The 18,777-nt window shown below is 67.4% G+C and carries 15 protein-coding genes and 3 tRNA genes; 2 read left to right on the top strand and 16 right to left on the bottom strand.

Features of this window, described 5'->3' with window-relative positions; translation table 11 throughout:
* The 10 genes from rpsL to AB0I83_RS09680 all read right to left on the bottom strand — a co-directional run bounded on the left by rpsL (position 1) and on the right by AB0I83_RS09680 (position 13,271).
* Positions 1-372 carry a 30S ribosomal protein S12 gene (rpsL, locus tag AB0I83_RS09725; RefSeq protein WP_003948652.1) on the bottom strand — a complete coding sequence of 124 codons (372 nt, stop codon included), beginning with the start codon at positions 370-372 and terminating at the stop codon, positions 1-3.
* 490 nt (positions 373-862) lie between these two features.
* Positions 863-4,762, bottom strand: coding sequence for a DNA-directed RNA polymerase subunit beta' (locus AB0I83_RS09720; protein WP_356532969.1), 3,900 nt, complete (start codon positions 4,760-4,762; stop codon positions 863-865).
* A gap of 129 nt (positions 4,763-4,891) precedes the next feature.
* Positions 4,892-8,377, bottom strand: a complete 3,486-nt coding sequence (rpoB, locus tag AB0I83_RS09715) for a DNA-directed RNA polymerase subunit beta (RefSeq protein WP_356532971.1) — start codon at positions 8,375-8,377, stop codon at positions 4,892-4,894.
* A 613-nt stretch (positions 8,378-8,990) separates the two neighbouring features.
* Complete coding sequence (rplL, locus tag AB0I83_RS09710; protein ID WP_356532973.1) at positions 8,991-9,371, bottom strand: 50S ribosomal protein L7/L12; 381 nt, start codon at positions 9,369-9,371, stop codon at positions 8,991-8,993.
* 82 nt (positions 9,372-9,453) lie between these two features.
* Entirely contained in the window at positions 9,454-10,011 is a 558-nt protein-coding gene (gene rplJ, locus AB0I83_RS09705) for a 50S ribosomal protein L10 (RefSeq protein ID WP_363304220.1), read from the bottom strand.
* 388 nt (positions 10,012-10,399) lie between these two features.
* A complete protein-coding gene (rplA, locus tag AB0I83_RS09700; protein ID WP_356532977.1) occupies positions 10,400-11,122 on the bottom strand; it encodes a 50S ribosomal protein L1 in 723 nt (240 codons plus the stop codon).
* Between the two features lie 81 nt (positions 11,123-11,203).
* Entirely contained in the window at positions 11,204-11,638 is a 435-nt protein-coding gene (gene rplK, locus AB0I83_RS09695) for a 50S ribosomal protein L11 (RefSeq protein WP_356532979.1), read from the bottom strand.
* Positions 11,639-11,816: 178 nt separating this feature from the next.
* Entirely contained in the window at positions 11,817-12,731 is a 915-nt protein-coding gene (nusG, locus tag AB0I83_RS09690) for a transcription termination/antitermination protein NusG (RefSeq protein ID WP_363304219.1), read from the bottom strand.
* 73 nt (positions 12,732-12,804) lie between these two features.
* Entirely contained in the window at positions 12,805-13,092 is a 288-nt protein-coding gene (gene secE / locus AB0I83_RS09685; protein ID WP_356532983.1) for a preprotein translocase subunit SecE, read from the bottom strand.
* 106 nt (positions 13,093-13,198) lie between these two features.
* A tRNA-Trp gene (locus AB0I83_RS09680) sits at positions 13,199-13,271 on the bottom strand.
* A gap of 213 nt (positions 13,272-13,484) precedes the next feature.
* Between AB0I83_RS09680 and AB0I83_RS09675 the strand changes: the two genes are divergently transcribed.
* Together AB0I83_RS09675 and AB0I83_RS09670 are read left to right on the top strand one after the other, a co-directional pair.
* Positions 13,485-14,711: a pyridoxal phosphate-dependent aminotransferase gene (locus AB0I83_RS09675; protein WP_356532985.1), complete on the top strand. Its 1,227-nt coding sequence runs from the start codon at positions 13,485-13,487 to the stop codon at positions 14,709-14,711.
* Between the two features lie 123 nt (positions 14,712-14,834).
* On the top strand, positions 14,835-15,848 hold the full coding sequence (locus tag AB0I83_RS09670; protein ID WP_356532987.1) for an adenosine deaminase: 1,014 nt from the start codon (positions 14,835-14,837) through the stop codon (positions 15,846-15,848).
* A 36-nt stretch (positions 15,849-15,884) separates the two neighbouring features.
* On the opposite strand, the gene AB0I83_RS09665 is transcribed toward AB0I83_RS09670, so the two are convergent.
* The 6 genes from AB0I83_RS09665 to AB0I83_RS09640 form a co-directional block, all read right to left on the bottom strand.
* Positions 15,885-16,940 (bottom strand): UDP-N-acetylmuramate dehydrogenase, encoded by a 1,056-nt coding sequence (locus tag AB0I83_RS09665; RefSeq protein WP_363304218.1) that lies wholly within the window; start codon positions 16,938-16,940, stop codon positions 15,885-15,887.
* Between the two features lie 122 nt (positions 16,941-17,062).
* On the bottom strand, positions 17,063-17,491 hold the full coding sequence (locus AB0I83_RS09660; RefSeq protein WP_356532991.1) for a MaoC family dehydratase: 429 nt from the start codon (positions 17,489-17,491) through the stop codon (positions 17,063-17,065).
* Positions 17,488-17,943: a MaoC family dehydratase N-terminal domain-containing protein gene (locus tag AB0I83_RS09655; protein WP_363304217.1), complete on the bottom strand. Its 456-nt coding sequence runs from the start codon at positions 17,941-17,943 to the stop codon at positions 17,488-17,490. The genes AB0I83_RS09660 and AB0I83_RS09655 overlap by 4 nt, the downstream gene beginning before the upstream one ends.
* A gap of 105 nt (positions 17,944-18,048) precedes the next feature.
* Positions 18,049-18,213, bottom strand: a complete 165-nt coding sequence (gene rpmG, locus AB0I83_RS09650) for a 50S ribosomal protein L33 (protein ID WP_003956487.1) — start codon at positions 18,211-18,213, stop codon at positions 18,049-18,051.
* Positions 18,214-18,301: 88 nt separating this feature from the next.
* Positions 18,302-18,374, bottom strand: a tRNA-Met gene (locus AB0I83_RS09645).
* A gap of 45 nt (positions 18,375-18,419) precedes the next feature.
* Positions 18,420-18,492 (bottom strand) — tRNA-Thr (locus AB0I83_RS09640).
* Between the last annotated feature and the right edge of the window lie 285 nt (positions 18,493-18,777).

The following is an 18,777-nucleotide window of genomic DNA, read 5'->3' as shown; positions in this document are numbered from 1 at the left end:
TTACTTCTCCTTCTTGGCGCCGTAGCGGCTGCGGGCCTGCTTGCGGTTCTTGACACCCTGGGTGTCGAGAGAACCGCGGATGATCTTGTAGCGAACACCCGGCAGGTCCTTCACACGGCCACCACGCACGAGCACGATGGAGTGCTCCTGCAGGTTGTGCCCCTCACCCGGGATGTAGGCCGTGACCTCGATGCCGGAGGTCAGACGGACACGCGCGACCTTACGGAGCGCCGAGTTCGGCTTCTTCGGGGTGGTCGTGAAGACACGCGTGCAGACACCGCGACGCTGGGGCGAACCCTCGAGCGCGGGCGTCTTGTTCTTCTCGACCTTGTCCTGCCGGCCCTTCCGGACCAGCTGCTGGATCGTAGGCACTACTTCTCCGGTTTCTGTGTGCCGTTCGTGAAACTAACCTGGAACACTCGCCGACCCACGCGGTCGGGTGTGTCGAATACTGCACGCCCCTGCGGTGAAGCAGTGGAGACGCAGATTGCGGTGGCCACTTACGGACTCGCCATGCGGTTGAGGACACGCACCCGAGCCCAGGCACACCCCAGGCACAAGGCTTGAGCGTACCTACCTCACGGAGCTGGGTCAAAACAAATGCCGCCCACCCCCGGTACCCGGCGTCCGGACGGCGAGGCGGCGGAGCGTCACCGGTCGGAGCGGGGGCGGCCACACGGCCGGCACAGCCTCTCCGACCAGCATGAACGACTCCCCGTCGGGCAATCCCGCACCAGGCGACCCCGTAGCGGCGCCCTTGTTCCGGTCACCCCGGGTGACCGAGCTCACGGCCTCCCGGGGCGGGCACACAGAAGGGCGCCCACCCCGTACAAGACGGGATGGGCGCCCTTCTCACTCACTTCTACTGGTTGTACGGACCGTAGTCGTAGTCCTCCAGCGGAACGGCCTGGCCGGAGCCCGTGCCGAACGGCGAGTAGTCGATGTCGTCGTAGCCGACGGCCGAGTACATCGCGGCCTTGGCTTCCTCGGTCGGCTCGACCCGGATGTTGCGGTAGCGGGACAGACCCGTACCGGCCGGGATGAGCTTACCGATGATGACGTTCTCCTTGAGGCCGATCAGGGAGTCCGACTTGGCGTTGATCGCCGCGTCGGTCAGAACCCTGGTCGTCTCCTGGAAGGACGCCGCCGACAGCCACGACTCGGTGGCGAGCGAGGCCTTGGTGATACCCATCAGCTGCGGACGGCCGGAGGCGGGGTGACCGCCCTCGGTGACCACACGACGGTTCTCGGTCTCGAACTTCGAGCGCTCGACGAGCTCGCCCGGCAGCAGTTCCGCGTCGCCGGACTCGATGATCGTCACACGGCGCAGCATCTGCCGGATGATGATCTCGATGTGCTTGTCGTGGATCGACACACCCTGCGAGTTGTAGACCTTCTGGACCTCGCCGACCAGGTGGACCTGGACCGCGCGCTGACCGAGGATCCGCAGCACGTCGTGCGGGTTGGTGGCACCGACGGTGAGCTTCTCGCCCACCTCGACCGCGTCGCCCTCGCCGACCAGGAGACGGGCACGCTTGGAGATCGGGAACGCCGTCTCCTCGCTGCCGTCGTCCGGGGTGACGACGAGCTTCTTGGTCTTCTCGGTCTCCTCGATGCGGACCCGGCCCTTGGCCTCCGAGATCGGGGCGACACCCTTGGGGGTACGCGCCTCGAAGAGCTCGACGACACGGGGCAGACCCTGCGTGATGTCGTCACCGGCCACACCACCGGTGTGGAAGGTACGCATCGTCAGCTGGGTACCGGGCTCACCGATGGACTGGGCGGCGATGATGCCGACCGCCTCACCGATGTCGACCAGCTTGCCGGTGGCGAGCGAGCGTCCGTAGCAGAAGGCACAGGTGCCGACCGCGGACTCACAGGTCAGGACCGAGCGGGTCTTGACCTCCTCGACGCCGGCGCCCACGAGGGCGTCGATCAGGACGTCACCGAGGTCGACGTTGGCAGGCGCGATCACCTTGCCGTCGATGACGACGTCCTCGGCGAGCATGCGGGCGTAGACCGAGGTCTCGACGTCGTCCGTCTTGCGGAGGACACCGTCGGCACCCTTCACCGCGATCTTCAGCTTGAGGCCGCGGTCGGTGCCGCAGTCCTCCTCGCGGATGATCACGTCCTGCGAGACGTCCACCAGACGACGGGTCAGGTAACCCGAGTCGGCGGTACGCAGGGCGGTGTCCGCCAGACCCTTACGGGCACCGTGCGTGGAGATGAAGTACTCCAGGACGGTGAGGCCCTCACGGAAGGACGCCTTGATGGGACGGGGAATCGTCTCGTTCTTGGCGTTCGACACCAGACCACGCATACCCGCGATCTGACGCATCTGCATCATGTTTCCTCGGGCACCCGAGTCGACCATCATGAAGATGGGGTTCGTCTTCGGGAAGTTCGCGTTCATCGCCTCGGCAACCTCGTTGGTCGCCTTGGTCCAGATCGCGATGAGCTCCTGCGTGCGCTCGTCCTTGGTGATCAGACCGCGCTCGTACTGCTTCTGGACCTTCTCGTCCTGGTCCTCGTACCCCTTGACGATGGCCTTCTTGGCCTCGGGGACGACGATGTCGGAGACGGCCACGGTGACGCCGGAACGCGTCGCCCAGTGGAAGCCCGCGGCCTTCAGGTTGTCGAGCGTCGCCGCCACGATGACCTTGGGGTAGCGCTCGGCCAGGTCGTTGACGATCTCGGAGAGCTGCTTCTTGCCCACCGAGTAGTCGACGAACGGGTAGTCCTCGGGCAGCAGCTCGTTGAAGAGCGCGCGGCCCAGGCTCGTACGCAGCCGGAAGGTGTCCCCCGGCTGGTACTCGGGCTCGCCCTCCTCGGCGACCGGCGGCACCCAGCCGCGCGGGGGCATGGTGCCCACCGGGAAGCGGATGTCGACCTTGGCCTGGAGCGACAGCTCGCGGGCGTCGAAAGCCATGGTGGCCTCGGCCGTGGAGCCGAACGCGCGGTCCGTGCCCTTGACGTCGCGGCCCTCTTCGTCCGTGGTGAGGAAGAAGAGGCCCAGCACCATGTCCTGGGTCGGCATGGTGACGGGACGACCGTCGGCCGGCTTCAGGATGTTGTTCGAGGACAGCATCAGGATGCGGGCCTCGGCCTGCGCCTCCGCGGAGAGCGGCAGGTGCACGGCCATCTGGTCACCGTCGAAGTCCGCGTTGAACGCGGTGCAGACGAGCGGGTGGATCTGGATGGCCTTGCCCTCGACCAGCTGCGGCTCGAAGGCCTGGATGCCGAGGCGGTGCAGGGTGGGCGCACGGTTCAGCAGCACCGGGTGCTCGGCGATGACCTCTTCGAGGACGTCGTACACGACGGTGCGGCCACGCTCGACCATGCGCTTGGCCGACTTGATGTTCTGCGCGTGGTTGAGGTCCACCAGGCGCTTCATCACGAACGGCTTGAAGAGCTCCAGCGCCATCGCCTTCGGCAGACCGCACTGGTGCAGCTTGAGCTGCGGACCGACGACGATCACGGAACGCGCGGAGTAGTCCACGCGCTTGCCGAGGAGGTTCTGACGGAAACGGCCCTGCTTGCCCTTCAGCATGTCGCTGAGGGACTTCAGGGGACGGTTACCGGGACCGGTGACCGGGCGACCGCGGCGGCCGTTGTCGAACAGCGCGTCGACGGCCTCCTGCAGCATCCGCTTCTCGTTGTTCACGATGATCTCGGGGGCACCGAGGTCGAGGAGACGCTTGAGGCGGTTGTTGCGGTTGATCACACGGCGGTACAGGTCGTTCAGGTCGGAGGTCGCGAAGCGGCCACCGTCCAGCTGCACCATCGGACGCAGGTCCGGCGGGATGACCGGCACGCAGTCGAGCACCATGCCCTTGGGCTTGTTGCTGGTCTGCAGGAACGCGGAGACGACCTTGAGGCGCTTGAGCGCACGGGTCTTCTTCTGGCCCTTGCCGGTACGGATGATCTCGCGGAGGCGCTCGGCCTCCTCGTCGAGGTCGAAGGACTCCAGGCGCTTCTGCAGCGCGGCGGCGCCCATGCAGCCGTCGAAGTACGTGCCGAAGCGGTCACGCAGCTCGCGGTAGAGCAGCTCGTCGCCCTCGAGGTCCTGGACCTTGAGGTTCTTGAAGCGGCTCCACACCTCGTCGAGACGGTCGATCTCGCGCTGCGCACGGTCGCGCAGCTGCTTCATCTCACGCTCGGCACCTTCGCGCACCTTGCGGCGTACGTCGGCCTTGGCGCCCTCGGCCTCGAGCTCGGCCAGGTCGGTCTCGAGCTTCTTGGCGCGGTTCTCGAGGTCCGAGTCGCGACGGTTCTCGACCTGCTGGCGCTCGACGGAGACGTGCGCCTCCAGCGACGGGAGGTCACGCGTGCGGCGCTCCTCGTCGACGAACGTGATCATGTACGCGGCGAAGTAGATGACCTTCTCGAGGTCCTTCGGCGCGAGGTCCAGCAGGTAGCCAAGACGCGACGGGACGCCCTTGAAGTACCAGATGTGGGTGACGGGAGCGGCAAGCTCGATGTGGCCCATGCGCTCACGGCGCACCTTGGCGCGCGTGACCTCGACGCCACAGCGCTCACAGATGATGCCCTTGAAGCGGACACGCTTGTACTTGCCGCAGTAGCACTCCCAGTCCCGGGTCGGACCGAAGATCTTCTCGCAGAAGAGTCCGTCCTTCTCGGGCTTGAGCGTGCGGTAGTTGATGGTCTCCGGCTTCTTCACTTCGCCGTGGGACCAGGTCCGGATGTCGTCCGCGGTGGCAAGGCCGATCCGCAGCTCGTCGAAGAAGTTGACGTCGAGCACTTGTCGTCAATCCCTCTTTCGGGGGTTCGAGCCCCCTCGCTTCACGCGAGAAATCGGGGCACTTCAGCAATGGTCTGAACGGGTCCGGGGAGAGCCGGCCGGATCACTGGGATCCGGCCGGCCAACCCGTCAGACCTCTTCGACGCTGCTCGGCTCTCGCCGGGACAGGTCGATACCGAGCTCCTCCGCCGCGCGGAAGACGTCCTCGTCCGTGTCGCGCATCTCGATGGACATGCCGTCCGAGGACAGCACCTCCACGTTGAGGCAGAGCGACTGCATTTCCTTGATGAGCACCTTGAAGGACTCGGGAATGCCCGGCTCGGGGATGTTCTCGCCCTTGACGATCGCCTCGTAGACCTTCACGCGGCCGGTCACGTCGTCGGACTTGATCGTCAGCAGTTCCTGGAGGGCGTATGCGGCGCCGTAAGCCTCAAGGGCCCACACCTCCATCTCGCCGAATCGCTGCCCACCGAACTGCGCCTTACCACCCAGCGGCTGCTGCGTGATCATGGAGTACGGGCCGGTCGAACGCGCGTGGAGCTTGTCGTCGACCAGGTGGTGCAGCTTGAGGATGTACATGAACCCGACCGAGACCGGCGCCGGGAACGGCTCGCCGGAGCGGCCGTCGAACAGCTGGGCCTTGCCGGAGGGCTGGACCAGCCGGTCGCCGTCGCGGTTCGGGATCGTGGCTCCGAAGAGACCCGAGATCTCGTCCTCGCGCGCACCGTCGAAGACGGGGGTGGCGACGTTGGTGCCGGGGGCGACCTGGTCGGCACCGATGGCCTGCAGGCGCTGGGCCCACTCGTCACCGAGGCCGGAGACGTCCCAGCCGCGGCTGGCGAGCCAGCCGAGGTGGATCTCCAGGACCTGTCCCGGGTTCATTCGGGACGGGACACCCAGCGGGTTCAGGATGATGTCGACCGGGGTGCCGTCCTCCAGGAACGGCATGTCCTCGATCGGCAGGATCTTGGAGATGACGCCCTTGTTGCCGTGACGGCCGGCGAGCTTGTCACCATCGGTGATCTTGCGCTTCTGCGCGACGTAGACGCGGACCAGCTGGTTCACGCCCGGCGGCAGCTCGTCGCCCTCTTCGCGGTCGAAGACGCGGACGCCGATGACCTTGCCGATCTCGCCGTGCGGGACCTTCAGCGAGGTGTCGCGCACCTCGCGCGCCTTCTCACCGAAGATCGCGCGGAGCAGACGCTCCTCCGGGGTCAGCTCGGTCTCGCCCTTGGGCGTGACCTTGCCGACGAGGATGTCGCCGGCGACGACCTCGGCACCGATACGGATGATGCCGCGCTCGTCGAGGTCCGCGAGGACCTCCTCGGAGACGTTCGGGATGTCCCGGGTGATCTCCTCCGGGCCGAGCTTGGTGTCACGGGCGTCGACCTCGTGCTCCTCGATGTGGATCGAGGAGAGGACGTCGTCCTGCACGAGGCGCTGCGACAGGATGATCGCGTCCTCGTAGTTGTGACCCTCCCACGGCATGAACGCGACGAGCAGGTTCTTGCCCAGCGCCATCTCACCGTTCTCGGTGGCCGGCCCGTCGGCGAGGACCTGGCCCTCGATGACGCGGTCGCCCTCGGAGACGACGACCTTCTGGTTGACCGACGTGCCCTGGTTGGAGCGCGAGAACTTGGCGATGCGGTACGTGGTGTACGTACCGTCGTCGTTCGTGACGGTGATGTAGTCCGCGGAGACCTCCTGGACCACACCGTCCTTCTCGGCCTTGAGCACGTCACCGGCGTCGGTGGCGCAGCGGTACTCCATGCCGGTGCCGACGAGCGGCGCCTCGGACTTGATGAGCGGCACCGCCTGACGCATCATGTTCGCGCCCATGAGGGCACGGTTGGCGTCGTCGTGCTCCAGGAACGGGATCATCGCGGTGGCGACGGACACCATCTGGCGCGGCGAGACGTCCATGTAGTCGACGTCGTCGCCCGGGATGTAGTCGACCTCTCCGCCACGACGGCGGACCAGGACACGCGGCTCGGTGAACCGCATCTCCTCGGAGAGCGTCGCGTTCGCCTGGGCGATCACGAAGCGGTCTTCCTCGTCGGCGGTGATGTAGTCGACATCGTCGGTGACCATGCCGTCGACGACCTTGCGGTACGGCGTCTCGATGAAGCCGAACGCGTTGACGCGGCCGTACGAGGCGAGCGAACCGATCAGACCGATGTTCGGGCCTTCAGGGGTCTCGATCGGGCACATGCGTCCGTAGTGGGACGGGTGCACGTCTCGGACCTCGAAGCCGGCCCGCTCACGGGACAGACCACCCGGGCCGAGCGCCGACAGACGGCGCTTGTGGGTGAGACCCGACAGCGGGTTGTTCTGGTCCATGAACTGCGACAGCTGGCTGGTGCCGAAGAACTCCTTGATGGAGGCGACGACCGGCCGGATGTTGATCAGGGTCTGCGGCGTGATGGCCTCGACGTCCTGGGTCGTCATGCGCTCACGCACGACGCGCTCCATACGGGCGAGGCCCGTACGGACCTGGTTCTGGATGAGCTCGCCGACGTTGCGCAGACGGCGGTTGCCGAAGTGGTCGATGTCGTCGGTCTCGACGACGATCGTCCGGCCGGACTCGCCGACGGTCTCGAGCTCACCGGCGTGCAGCTTCACCAGGTACTTGATGGTGGCGATGATGTCGTCGCTGGTGAGGACACCGGCGTCGAGCGGCTCTTCGGCGCCGAGCTTCTTGTTCACCTTGTAGCGGCCGACCTTCGCGAGGTCGTAGCGCTTCGGGTTGAAGTAGAGGTTCTCGAGCAGCGTCTGAGCGGCCTCGCGCGTCGGCGGCTCGCCGGGACGCAGCTTGCGGTAGATGTCGAGCAGCGCGTCGTCCTGGCCCTGGGTGTGGTCCTTCTCCAGGGTGGCGCGCATGGACTCGTACTCGCCGAACTCCTCCAGGATCTGCTCGGTGGTCCAGCCGAGAGCCTTCAGGAGGACGGTGACCGACTGCTTGCGCTTGCGGTCGATGCGGACACCGACCATGTCGCGCTTGTCGATCTCCATCTCCAGCCACGCACCCCGGGAGGGGATGATCTTGGAGGAGAAGATGTCCTTGTCGGACGTCTTGTCGATCGAGGAGTCGAAGTAGACACCCGGCGAGCGGACGAGCTGCGACACGACGACACGCTCGGTGCCGTTGATGACGAAGGTGCCCTTGTTGGTCATGAGCGGGAAGTCGCCCATGAAGACCGTCTGGGACTTGATCTCGCCGGTCTCGTTGTTGGTGAACTCGGCCGTGACGAAGAGGGGCGCGGCGAAGGTGAAGTCGCGCTCCTTGCACTCGTCGATCGAGTTCTTGGGAGGCTCGAAGCGGTGGTCGCGGAACGTGAGCGACATCGACCCGGAGAAGTCCTCGATCGGCGAGATCTCCTCGAAGATCTCCTCCAGGCCGGACTTTGTGGGGACGTCCTGTCCACTGTCCAGAGCAGCCTCGACGCGAGCCTTCCAGGCGGCGTTGCCGAGGAGCCAGTCAAAGCTCTCGGTCTGCAGCGCGAGGAGGTTCGGAACCTCGAGGGGCTCCTTGATCTTTGCAAAAGAGATGCGCAGCGGGGCGGTGCTGGCACCGTTGTTCGTATTCGAGGTCGAGGCGTTGCGCGAGGCGGCCAAGAGGGGGTCCTTCCGAGGGCTCGGACTCACTACGCGCGTACCGGCCCCCAAGCCGCACACAGAGACAGGGATCCCAAGGTCAGGGAAAGTCCGGTCATCGGTGCTGAGCGTGGGCATGCCCCTGGTGACGGGCAGGAGGCAGCTAACAGGCAGCGCAAAGGGTCAGTGTAGCCAAGCGGCACACTGATGTCCAGTCGGGGTTCTCAGAGACCCACGTTGCTTCCAACAGCTGTTCTCAACACCTATGAATAGCCCTCGCGCGATGTGCGCTCTTCTTTACTGCCCTCTTCGCTCTCGATCCATGCCTCGGATGCGGATCGAGATGACGACGCGTCCTGAGAATTGCGCGCCGCGTGCGGTTCGTCAAGGCCCCGGGGCCCCGGCGGATGTCCGCCGATCTTCACCTGCGCCCGGAGGACGCCTGTTGACGGCCCTTGGCGCGCTCCGGAGAAACGCACGGCGAAGATCACCCTACTCGCCGCGGACGGAAGATCAAGGGACCCTCGGAGGGCATGCCGAAGGGCGACCACCCGGATGGGTGATCGCCCTTCGGTGAGGTGTCTCAGCGTCTTACGGCGCCGACAGCCTCAGGAGAGTCAGAGGACTCTCGAAGTCACTTGACCTCGACGGAAGCGCCGGCGGCCTTGAGGGACTCGGCAGCCTTCTCGGCGGCCTCCTTGGCGACCTTCTCGAGGACCGGCTTCGGAGCGCCGTCGACGAGGTCCTTGGCCTCCTTCAGACCCAGCGAGGTCAGCTCACGCACGACCTTGATGACCTGGATCTTCTTCTCGCCGGCGCCGGTGAGGACGACGTCGAACTCGTCCTGCTCCTCAGCGGCCTCGGCGGCCGGACCGACGCCCGCGGGGGCAGCGGCGACCGCGGCGGCGGCGGTGACGTCGAACTTCTCCTCGAACGCCTTAACGAACTCGGAGAGCTCGATGAGGGTGAGCTCCTCGAACTGGGCGAGCAGGTCTTCCTGGCTGAGCTTCGCCATGATGGCGTCCTTCCACTAATTCGGCAGGTGCCGGATGTACATGTCGGCGGGCGTACGTGGTGCCCGCTGGACCACCGAGTGGTTACTCGGCAGCCTCGGCGGGAGCCGGCGTACCGGCACCGCCCTGCTCGGCCCTCTTGGCGCGAAGCGCTTCCGCGGTGCGGACGAACTTCGACGGCAGAGCCTGGAAGAGCTGCGCAGTCTGAGTCTGCTTGCCCTTCATGGCACCGGCCAGCTTGGCGAGCAGCACCTCGCGGGAGTCGAGGTCCGCGAGCTTCTTGAACTCATCGGCGGACAGCGCCTTACCGTCAAGGACACCGCCCTTGATGATGAGGTCGGGGTTGTCCTTGGCGAAGTCACGGAGACCCTTCGCCGACTCCACCGGGTCACCGGTGACGAAGGCAACCGCCGTCGGACCCGAGAACAGGTCGTCCAGCGTGTCGATCCCGGCCTCGTTGGCCGCGATCTTGGTCAGCGTGTTCTTCACCACGGCGTACTGGGCGTTCTCACCGAGCGAACGGCGCAGCTCCTTGAGCTGTGCCACGGTGAGACCCCGGTACTCGGTCAGCACGGCGGCGTTCGAGCTGCGGAACTGGTCCGTCAGCTCGGCTACCGCGGCAGCCTTGTCGGGCCTTGCCATGAGCGTCGGCCTCCTTCCGGGTGATGAGGACCGCTCAGAAGGGGCCGGGAAAGACGAAACGCCCCAGCACAAGTGCCAGGGCGCGGCTCGACCGGACAGAGTCCGGGAGCGTTACACAGTCACCTGCGCAGGTCGTCCGATCTAGCGGAACCTTCGGTCACCGTCCCTCTCGCGAGAGCGCGGCGACGACCAGCGGTCTTTGGCTTCTTCGTGAGCGTACGCGACCGGGGCCACCGGGAGCAAATCCGTCCCGGTTCGACCGCTGCGCGGGGTTTAGGAGCGTGTCGGGCGGCTCGCGGCCGTCCTACGAGGACGGGCCCCGCGCCCTCCGAAGAGGGTGCGGGGCCCGTCCTGTGCCGTGACGCGGCTACCGGGTGAGCGCGGGGGCTCAGACGGCGGCCGGGTCCTCCTCGACGAGGAGGTTGCGCACGCGGTTGGCGTCCAGCGGGATGCCGGGACCCATCGTCGTGCTCATGGTCGCCTTCTTGATGAAGCGACCCTTCGCGGCGGACGGCTTCAGACGGAGGATCTCCTCCAGGGCCGCGCCGTAGTTCTCGACCAGCTTGGTGTCATCGAACGACGTCTTGCCGATGATGAAGTGCAGGTTCGAGTGCTTGTCGACGCGGAACTCGATCTTGCCGCCCTTGATGTCGTTGACAGCCTTCACGACGTCGGGGGTGACGGTGCCGGTCTTCGGGTTCGGCATCAGACCACGCGGACCGAGCACGCGGCCGAGGCGGCCGACCTTGCCCATGAGGTCCGGCGTGGCGACGACGGCGTCGAAGTCCAGACGGCCCTTCGCCACCTCGTCGATGAGCTCGTCGGCGCCGACGATGTCGGCGCCCGCGGCTTCCGCGGCCGCAGCACGGTCACCGGTCGCGAAGACCAGGACCCGGGCGGTCTTGCCGGTGCCGTGCGGGAGGTTCACGGTGCCACGGACCATCTGGTCGGCCTTGCGCGGGTCGACACCCAGCGCGAAAGCGACCTCGACGGTGCTGTCGAACTTCGTGGAGGCGGTGTCCTTGGCGACACGGACGGCCTCGAGCGGGGCGTACTGGCGCTCCCGGTCGATCTTCGCGTCCGCAGCGCGGAGGTTCTTGCTGCGCTTCACTTCTGCTCCTGTGGGTTCAGGGTGTGGAGTCGTGGTGCGGACCAGCGCTTGGTCCTACCACTGAGGGACTGCGGGGCTGGCTCAGCCTTCGACCGTGATGCCCATGGAACGGGCGGTGCCAGCGATGATCTTCGACGCGGCGTCGAGGTCGTTGGCGTTCAGGTCGGGAAGCTTGGCCGTGGCGATCTCGCGGACCTGGGCAGCCGTGAGCTTGGCGACCTTGGTCTTGTGCGGCTCGCCGGAGCCCTTGTCCACACCAGCGGCCTTGAGGATCAGCTTGGCGGCCGGCGGAGTCTTCGTGATGAAGGTGAAGGAGCGGTCGTCGTAGACCGTGATCTCCACCGGCACGACCATGCCACGCTGCGACTCGGTCGCGGCGTTGTAGGCCTTGCAAAACTCCATGATGTTGACGCCGTGCTGGCCCAGTGCGGGACCGACCGGCGGCGCCGGGTTGGCCGCACCGGCGTTGATCTGGAGCTTGATAAGCCCCGTGACCTTCTTCTTCTTGGGAGGCATTGCTCTCTCCGGGTCCTAGTGAGAGTGTTTCGCCGCCATTCCGGTCATCCGGATGGAGGCATACCGCACAACGATAACGGGTATAGCTGCGCGACCAAAAACCAAGCAGGTCAGAGCGGCTGCGAAGCCGGTCTGACCTGCTTGGTAGGCATGTGTCCAGGCGCTGGCGGAAAGCCCGTCAGTTCTTCTGGATCTGGTCGAAGCTGAGCTCGACCGGGGTCTCGCGACCGAAGATCTCGACGAGGCCCTTGACCTTCTTCGAGTCGGCGTTGATCTCGTTGATCGTCGCCTGCAGCGTCGCGAACGGACCGTCGGTGACGGTGACCGAGTCGCCCACCTCGAAGTCCAGCACCTGGACCTCGACCTTGCGGGCGGGGGCCGGCTTGCCCTCGGCCTCGGCAGCCTCGCGGGCCGCCTTCTCCTCGGCCTCGGGGGCGAGCATCTTGACGATCTCGTCCAGGGTCAGCGGGTACGGGTCGTAGGCGTTGCCCACGAAGCCGGTGACGCCGGGCGTGTTGCGGACGACGCCCCACGACTCGTTCGTCAGGTCCATGCGCACCAGGACGTAACCCGGGAGCTTGTTCTGACGGACGTTCTTCCGCTCACCGTTCTTGATCTGGACGATCTCTTCCTCGGGCACCTCGGCCTGGTAGATGAAGTCCTCGACGTTGAGCGAGACGGCGCGCTGTTCCAGGTTCGCCTTCACGCGCTTCTCGTAGCCGGCGTAGGTGTGGATGACGTACCACTCACCGGGAAGTCCACGAAGTTCGTCGCGCAGGGCGACGACCGGGTCGACGGGGGCGGCCGGCTCGGCCTCCTCGACGTCTTCCTCCTCGTCGGCGGACTCTTCCTCGGCGGACTCAGCGGCGACCGCCTCGTCGTCGGCCTCGGTGTCCTCGCCGGAGTCGGCTTCGTCTTCGGATTCGACCCGCACGGCGTCCTGCTCGGCGGGCTCGCCCGCGGCGGCGTCAGCAGCTTCGACCTGGTCCGGGGCCACGGCATCCGCCGCCTCGACGATGTCGAGCTCGTCCTCGGCGGACTCGACGGCGCTCGCCGTAGGCTCGGCGTCGTCGTTCAGGTTCGGGTCAGACACGATGGCTGCTTCTTCCTGGATACATATGGGTGGAACATGCGAAAGGGGCGCCGGTGAGGCGCCCTCCGCGGGATCAGCCGAAGACGTACTTGATGACCCGCGCGAACCCGAAGTCAATCACGGTGACGAGACCGATCATCACGACCACGAACGCGATCACGACCGCCGTGTAGGTCGAGAGCTGGCTGCGCGTCGGCCACACGACCTTGCGGAGCTCGGCGACGATCTGGCGGTAGAAGAGCGCGAGACGGCCCAGAGGGCCCTTCTTTCCGCGCTTGCCGCCCTTACGGGCCTTCTTCTTCGACTCGGGGGCTTCGTCCTCGGCATCAGGCATGTCGATGGAGCCCACGGCGTCCGTCACGCTACTCACCTGATTCCGGGTCGTGGCCGTGCCGCGCCCGGTGGAGCCGCACGGCAGTGCATTGAAGTACGTACATGCGCACACATCCCGGCGAAGGAGTGTGTAGCAGGGCCGGAGGGACTTGAACCCCCAACCGCTGGTTTTGGAGACCAGTGCTCTACCAATTGAGCTACGACCCTTTGTGGTTTCCACCAACCTACCGCATCTTCCCCGGTGGGCCGGTTGGGAAAACGGTGCGGCTGATGAAGGCCAACGACAGGTGAGTGTACGTGCTCGGGGGCGCCGCGTCGAACAGACAACTACCGACCGGTCCTGTCCGGATGCTGTCCGAGTGCTGTCCGGTCCCTGAAACCGCTGTGCCCCGGGGTTTTCCGGTCTGCGAGCATGGGGGCATGAGCGCTGCAACTTCTCCGTCCGAGCGCCGGGTCTCGGCCCGCATCGGTGCGATCTCCGAGTCCGCCACCCTCGCCGTCGACGCAAAGGCCAAGGCCCTCAAGGCCGCCGGGCGTCCGGTGATCGGGTTCGGCGCCGGCGAGCCCGACTTCCCGACCCCCGGTTACATCGTCGACGCCGCGATCGAGGCGTGCCGCAACCCGAAGTACCACCGCTACACCCCGGCGGGCGGGCTTCCCGAGCTCAAGGCCGCGATCGCCGCGAAGACCCTGCGCGACTCCGGCTACGAGGTCGACGTCTCCCAGATCCTGGTGACCAACGGCGGCAAGCAGGCCATCTACGAGGCCTTCGCCGCGGTTCTCGACCCGGGCGACGAGGTCATCGTCCCCGCGCCGTACTGGACGACGTACCCCGAGTCCATCCGTCTCGCGGGCGGCGTCCCGGTCGAGGTCGTGGCGGACGAGACCACCGGGTACCGGGTCTCGGTCGAGCAGCTGGAGGCGGCCCGCACCGAGCGCACGAAGGTCGTGCTGTTCGTGTCGCCGTCCAACCCGACCGGCGCGGTGTACGACGCGGCCGACACCGAGGCGATCGGCCGCTGGGCCGTCGAGCACGGACTGTGGGTGATGACGGACGAGATCTACGAGCACCTGGTCTACGGCGACAACACCTTCACCTCGCTCCCCGCGGTCGTGCCCGAGCTGCGCGACAAGTGCATCGTGGTCAACGGCGTCGCCAAGACGTACGCCATGACCGGCTGGCGGGTGGGCTGGATCATCGGCCCGAAGGACATCGTGAAGGCCGCGACCAACCTCCAGTCGCACGCGACCTCCAACGTCAGCAACGTCTCGCAGGCCGCGGCGCTCGCCGCGGTCTCCGGTCCGCTGGACGCGGTGGCCGAGATGCGGAGCGCCTTCGACCGCCGCCGCCGGACGATCGTCCGGATGCTGAACGAGATCGACGGGGTGTTCTGCCCCGAGCCCGAGGGCGCGTTCTACGCCTACCCGTCGGTGAAGGAGCTGCTCGGCAAGGAGATCCGCGGCAAGCGCCCGGCAGACTCGGTCGAGCTCGCGGCCCTCATCCTCGACGAGGCCGAGGTCGCCGTCGTACCCGGTGAGGCGTTCGGTACGCCCGGCTACCTGCGGCTGTCGTACGCCCTGGGCGACGACGACCTGGCCGAGGGCGTCTCGCGGCTCCAGAAGCTGCTGGGCGAGGCCCGCGACTGACGCGGGCACTCACCCCGACGAGGTGGCCCCCGGCTCCGGCCGGGGGCCACCTTTCTGTTCGAGTGGTAACTCACAAGGGGATCCGGCTACCGCGACACCCCGGATGTGCGGCAAGATCCTTCAATGGAGCGTGACGTACGGCTGTTGCCCAAGGCCCATCTGCACCTGCACTTCACCGGGTCGATGCGGCCGACGACCCTGCTCGAACTCGCCGACAAGTACGGCGTGCGCCTGCCCGAGGCACTGACCGGAGGCGAACCTCCCCAGCTGCGGGCGACGGACGAACGGGGCTGGTTCCGCTTCCAGCGCCTGTACGACATCGCCCGGTCCTGCCTGCGTGAGCCCGAGGACATCCAGCGGCTGGTGCGCGAGACCGCCATGGAGGACGTCGCGGACGGCTCCGGGTGGCTGGAGATCCAGGTCGACCCGACCTCGTACGCCCCCCTGCTGGGCGGGCTCATCCCGGCCATCGAGGTCATCCTGGACGCCGTGGACCGGGCGGCCCGCGACACCGGGCTCGGGATCCGGGTGGTGATCGCGGCGAACAGGATGAAGCACCCGCTGGACGCCCGCACGCTGGCCAGGCTCGCCGTGCGGTACGCGGACCGGGGTGTCGTCGGCTTCGGCCTCTCCAACGACGAGCGGCGCGGGATGGCGCGCGACTTCGACCGCGCCTTCGCCATCGCCCGCGAGGGCGGTCTGATCGCGGCCCCGCACGGTGGCGAGCTCTCGGGGCCCTCCAGCGTCCGGGACTGCATGGACGACCTCGACGCGGTCCGGATCGGGCACGGCGTACGGGCCGCCGAGGACCCGAGGCTGCTGAGCAGGCTCGCGGAGCGCGGGGTGACCTGCGAGGTCTGTCCGGCGTCCAACGTCGCGCTCGGCGTCTACGAGAAGCCCGGCGACGTACCCCTGCGCACTCTGTTCGACGCGGGGGTGCCGATGGCCCTCGGGGCGGACGATCCGCTGCTCTTCGGTTCGCGGCTGGCCGCGCAGTACGACCTCGTGCGCCGGCACCACGGCTTCACCGACGAGGAACTCGCCGAGCTGGCCAGGCAGTCCGTACGCGGCTCGGTGGCGCCCGTCGATGTGCGGCAGAGGCTGCTGGGCGGGATCGACGCCTGGCTGGCGGGCTGATCCCGACCGGGCGGGGCGCGGAGCCCGCCCGGCCGGCTACAGGCTGACGCCGACCGTCACCGGTTCGTTGACGAGCGTGACCCCGAAGGCCTCGTGGACCCCGGCGACGACCTCGCGGGCCAGCGCCAGCAGGTCCTCGGCCGTCGCGCCGCCCCGGTTGGTGAGGGCGAGCGTGTGCTTGGTGGAGATGCGCGCGGGGCCCGTGCCGTACCCCTTGGTGAAGCCCGCCTTGTCGATGAGCCACGCGGCGGAGGTCTTCACCGCTCCGTCGCCGGCCGGGAAGGCGGGAGGCGTCACGTCGTCGCCCAGCCGTGCCCTGGCGAGGGCGAGGAACGCCGCGTACCCCGTCTCGTCGAGGACCGGGTTGGTGAAGAAGGACCCGGCCGACCAGGTGTCGTGGTCCTCGGGGTCGAGGACCATGCCCTTGCCGGCCCGCAGGCGCAGCACCGTCTCGCGGGCCGCCGCGGCGGGCACCCGGTCGCCCTGCTCGACGCCCATGACCCGGGCGGTCTCCGCATACCTCAGGGGCGCGGACCGCCCGCCCGCGTCCTCCAGCCCGAACCGGACGCGCAGGACCACGAAGCGGTCGGGTTCGGCCTTGAAGCGGCTGTGCCGGTACGAGAAGTCGCACGCCTCGTTCGCGAGGGTGACCGTCTCCCTGGTGTGCCGGTCGTAGGCGACGACCTCGGTGATGACCGAGGAGACCTCCTGCCCGTAGGCACCGACGTTCTGGATCGGTGTCGCCCCGGCGGATCCGGGAATCCCGGCGAGGCACTCGATGCCCGCGAGACCCGCTTCGACCACGCGGGCCACGGCGTCGGTCCAGACCTCGCCGGCGGCCAGTTCGAGGGTCGTACCGGAGAGCTCGAAGCCCTTGGTCGCGATGCGCAGGGCCGTGCCGTCGAACCCCTTGTCGCCGATGACCAGGTTGGAACCGCCGCCGATGACCAGCAGCGGGGTGCCGCTGTCGTCGGCCTCGCGGACCGCGGCGATCACCTCCGCGTCGGTGGTGGCCGTCAGGAGGCGGTCGGCCGGACCGCCGAGCCGGAAGGTGGTCAGGGGGGCGAGGGGGGCGTCATGGAGTTCCTGCACGGGGACAAGAGTACGGTCCGCGTCCCCGCGGCCCGGGCGGGGCCACGAGCGCGCGAAGGGCGCTCCCCCGGGGGAGCGCCCTTCGGACCGGCACCGGCCGTGCGCGAGGCGGGCCGGACCGGTCAGGCCAGGCGGACGACGGCGCGGGACATGCCCAGCACCTTCTTGCCGTCGCTCATCGCCGTCAGATCGACCCGCACGAGGTTGTCGTCCAGCTTGGCGGCGACCTTGCCGCTGACCTCGATCAGCGCACCCGTGTCGTCGTTCGGCACGACGACCGGCTTGGTGAACCGCGTCCCGTACTCGACGACCGCGCCGGGGTCACCGGCCCAGTCCGTGACCACCCGGATCGCCTCGGCCATGGTGAACATGCCGTGCGCGATGACGTCCGGCAGGCCGACCTCGCGCGCGAACCTCTCGTTCCAGTGGATCGGGTTGAAGTCGCCGGAGGCGCCCGCGTACTGCACCAGGGCCGCGCGCGACACGGGGAAGGACCGGGCGGGCAGTTCCGTACCGACCTCGACCGCCGTGTAAGCGATGTTCGCCGTCATGACGCCTCCTTGGCGGCACGGGCCACCAGCTTCATCCACGCGGTCGCGACGTGCTCACCCGACTCGTCGTGGAGGTCGCCACGGACGTCCATGATGTCGTTGCCCGCCATCGTCTTGATGCCCTCGATGGTGGAGGTGACCGTCAGCCGGTCGCCGGCCCGCACGGGGCGCGTGTACGCGAACTTCTGGTCACCGTGCACCACACGGCTGTAGTCCAGGCCCAGCTGCGGGTCCTGGATCACCTGGCCCGTGGCCTTGAAGGTGATCAGGAAGACGAACGTGGGCGGAGCGATCACGTCCGGGTATCCCAGGGCCTTGGCGGCTTCCGGGTCGACGTACGCGGGGTTGGTGTCACCCACCGCTTCCGCGAACTCCCGGATCTTCTCCCGGCCGACCTCGTACGCCGGGGTGGGCGGATAGGACCGCCCCACGAAGGACTGGTCGAGCGCCATGAGCGCGCTACCTCCTGATGAAAAGTCGAATGGGGCGTGGAACACCCCTAATACAACGACACGAGGCCGCCCCCAGTGGGGACGGCCTCGTGTACGAGCCTGTTTTCAGCGCGTTTCGCGGTGCGCGGTGTGCGAGTTGCAGCGCGGGCAGTGCTTCTTCATCTCAAGACGGTCCGGGTTGTTACGCCGGTTCTTCTTGGTGATGTAGTTCCGCTCCTTGCACTCCACGCAGGCCAGCGTGATCTTCGGGCGGACGTCGGTGGCAGCCACGTGAGTGCTCCTTGGACGGACTATGGACGGATGAACGCAAAAAAGAGTAGCCGATCGAAGGACCGACCCCACAATCGGCTACTGTTAGTAGCGGTGACCGGACTTGAACCGGTGACACAGCGATTATGAGCCGCTTGCTCTACCGACTGAGCTACACCGCTTTGATGCCGGGCTTCCCCGCCGAAGCGGAGTTACCCGATCACCAGAGCCCCAATGCGGAATCGAACCGCAGACCTTCTCCTTACCATGGAGACGCTCTACCGACTGAGCTATTGGGGCGAGCGAGGAAGACATTACACGGTCTCTCGCCGATCGCCCAAATCCGTTTCCGCCGCCCCCACCGGGCCCTCGCCGGACCCCCCGGGCACCCCTGCCACCGACCCCCTGATCAGGCCCTTGATCAGCTCGTACGTCGCCTCCGCGAGCCACCGCACGGACCCCGCCGGCCCCCGTCTCCCCACCCGTCCCGCAAGGCCACATTCGTACGACAAACTCGCCCTCCGGGTCGCCGCCCGGATGCCCGCCTAGGCTCGCCGCACTCTGCGTGATCTTGTTTCCCTCCCA

It is taken from the genome of Streptomyces sp. NPDC049970 (assembly GCF_040660235.1).
Lineage (GTDB): Bacteria > Actinomycetota > Actinomycetes > Streptomycetales > Streptomycetaceae > Streptomyces.
The sequence above is the reverse complement of the archived record's forward strand: the minus strand, read 5'-3'. Positions and strand labels throughout refer to the sequence as shown.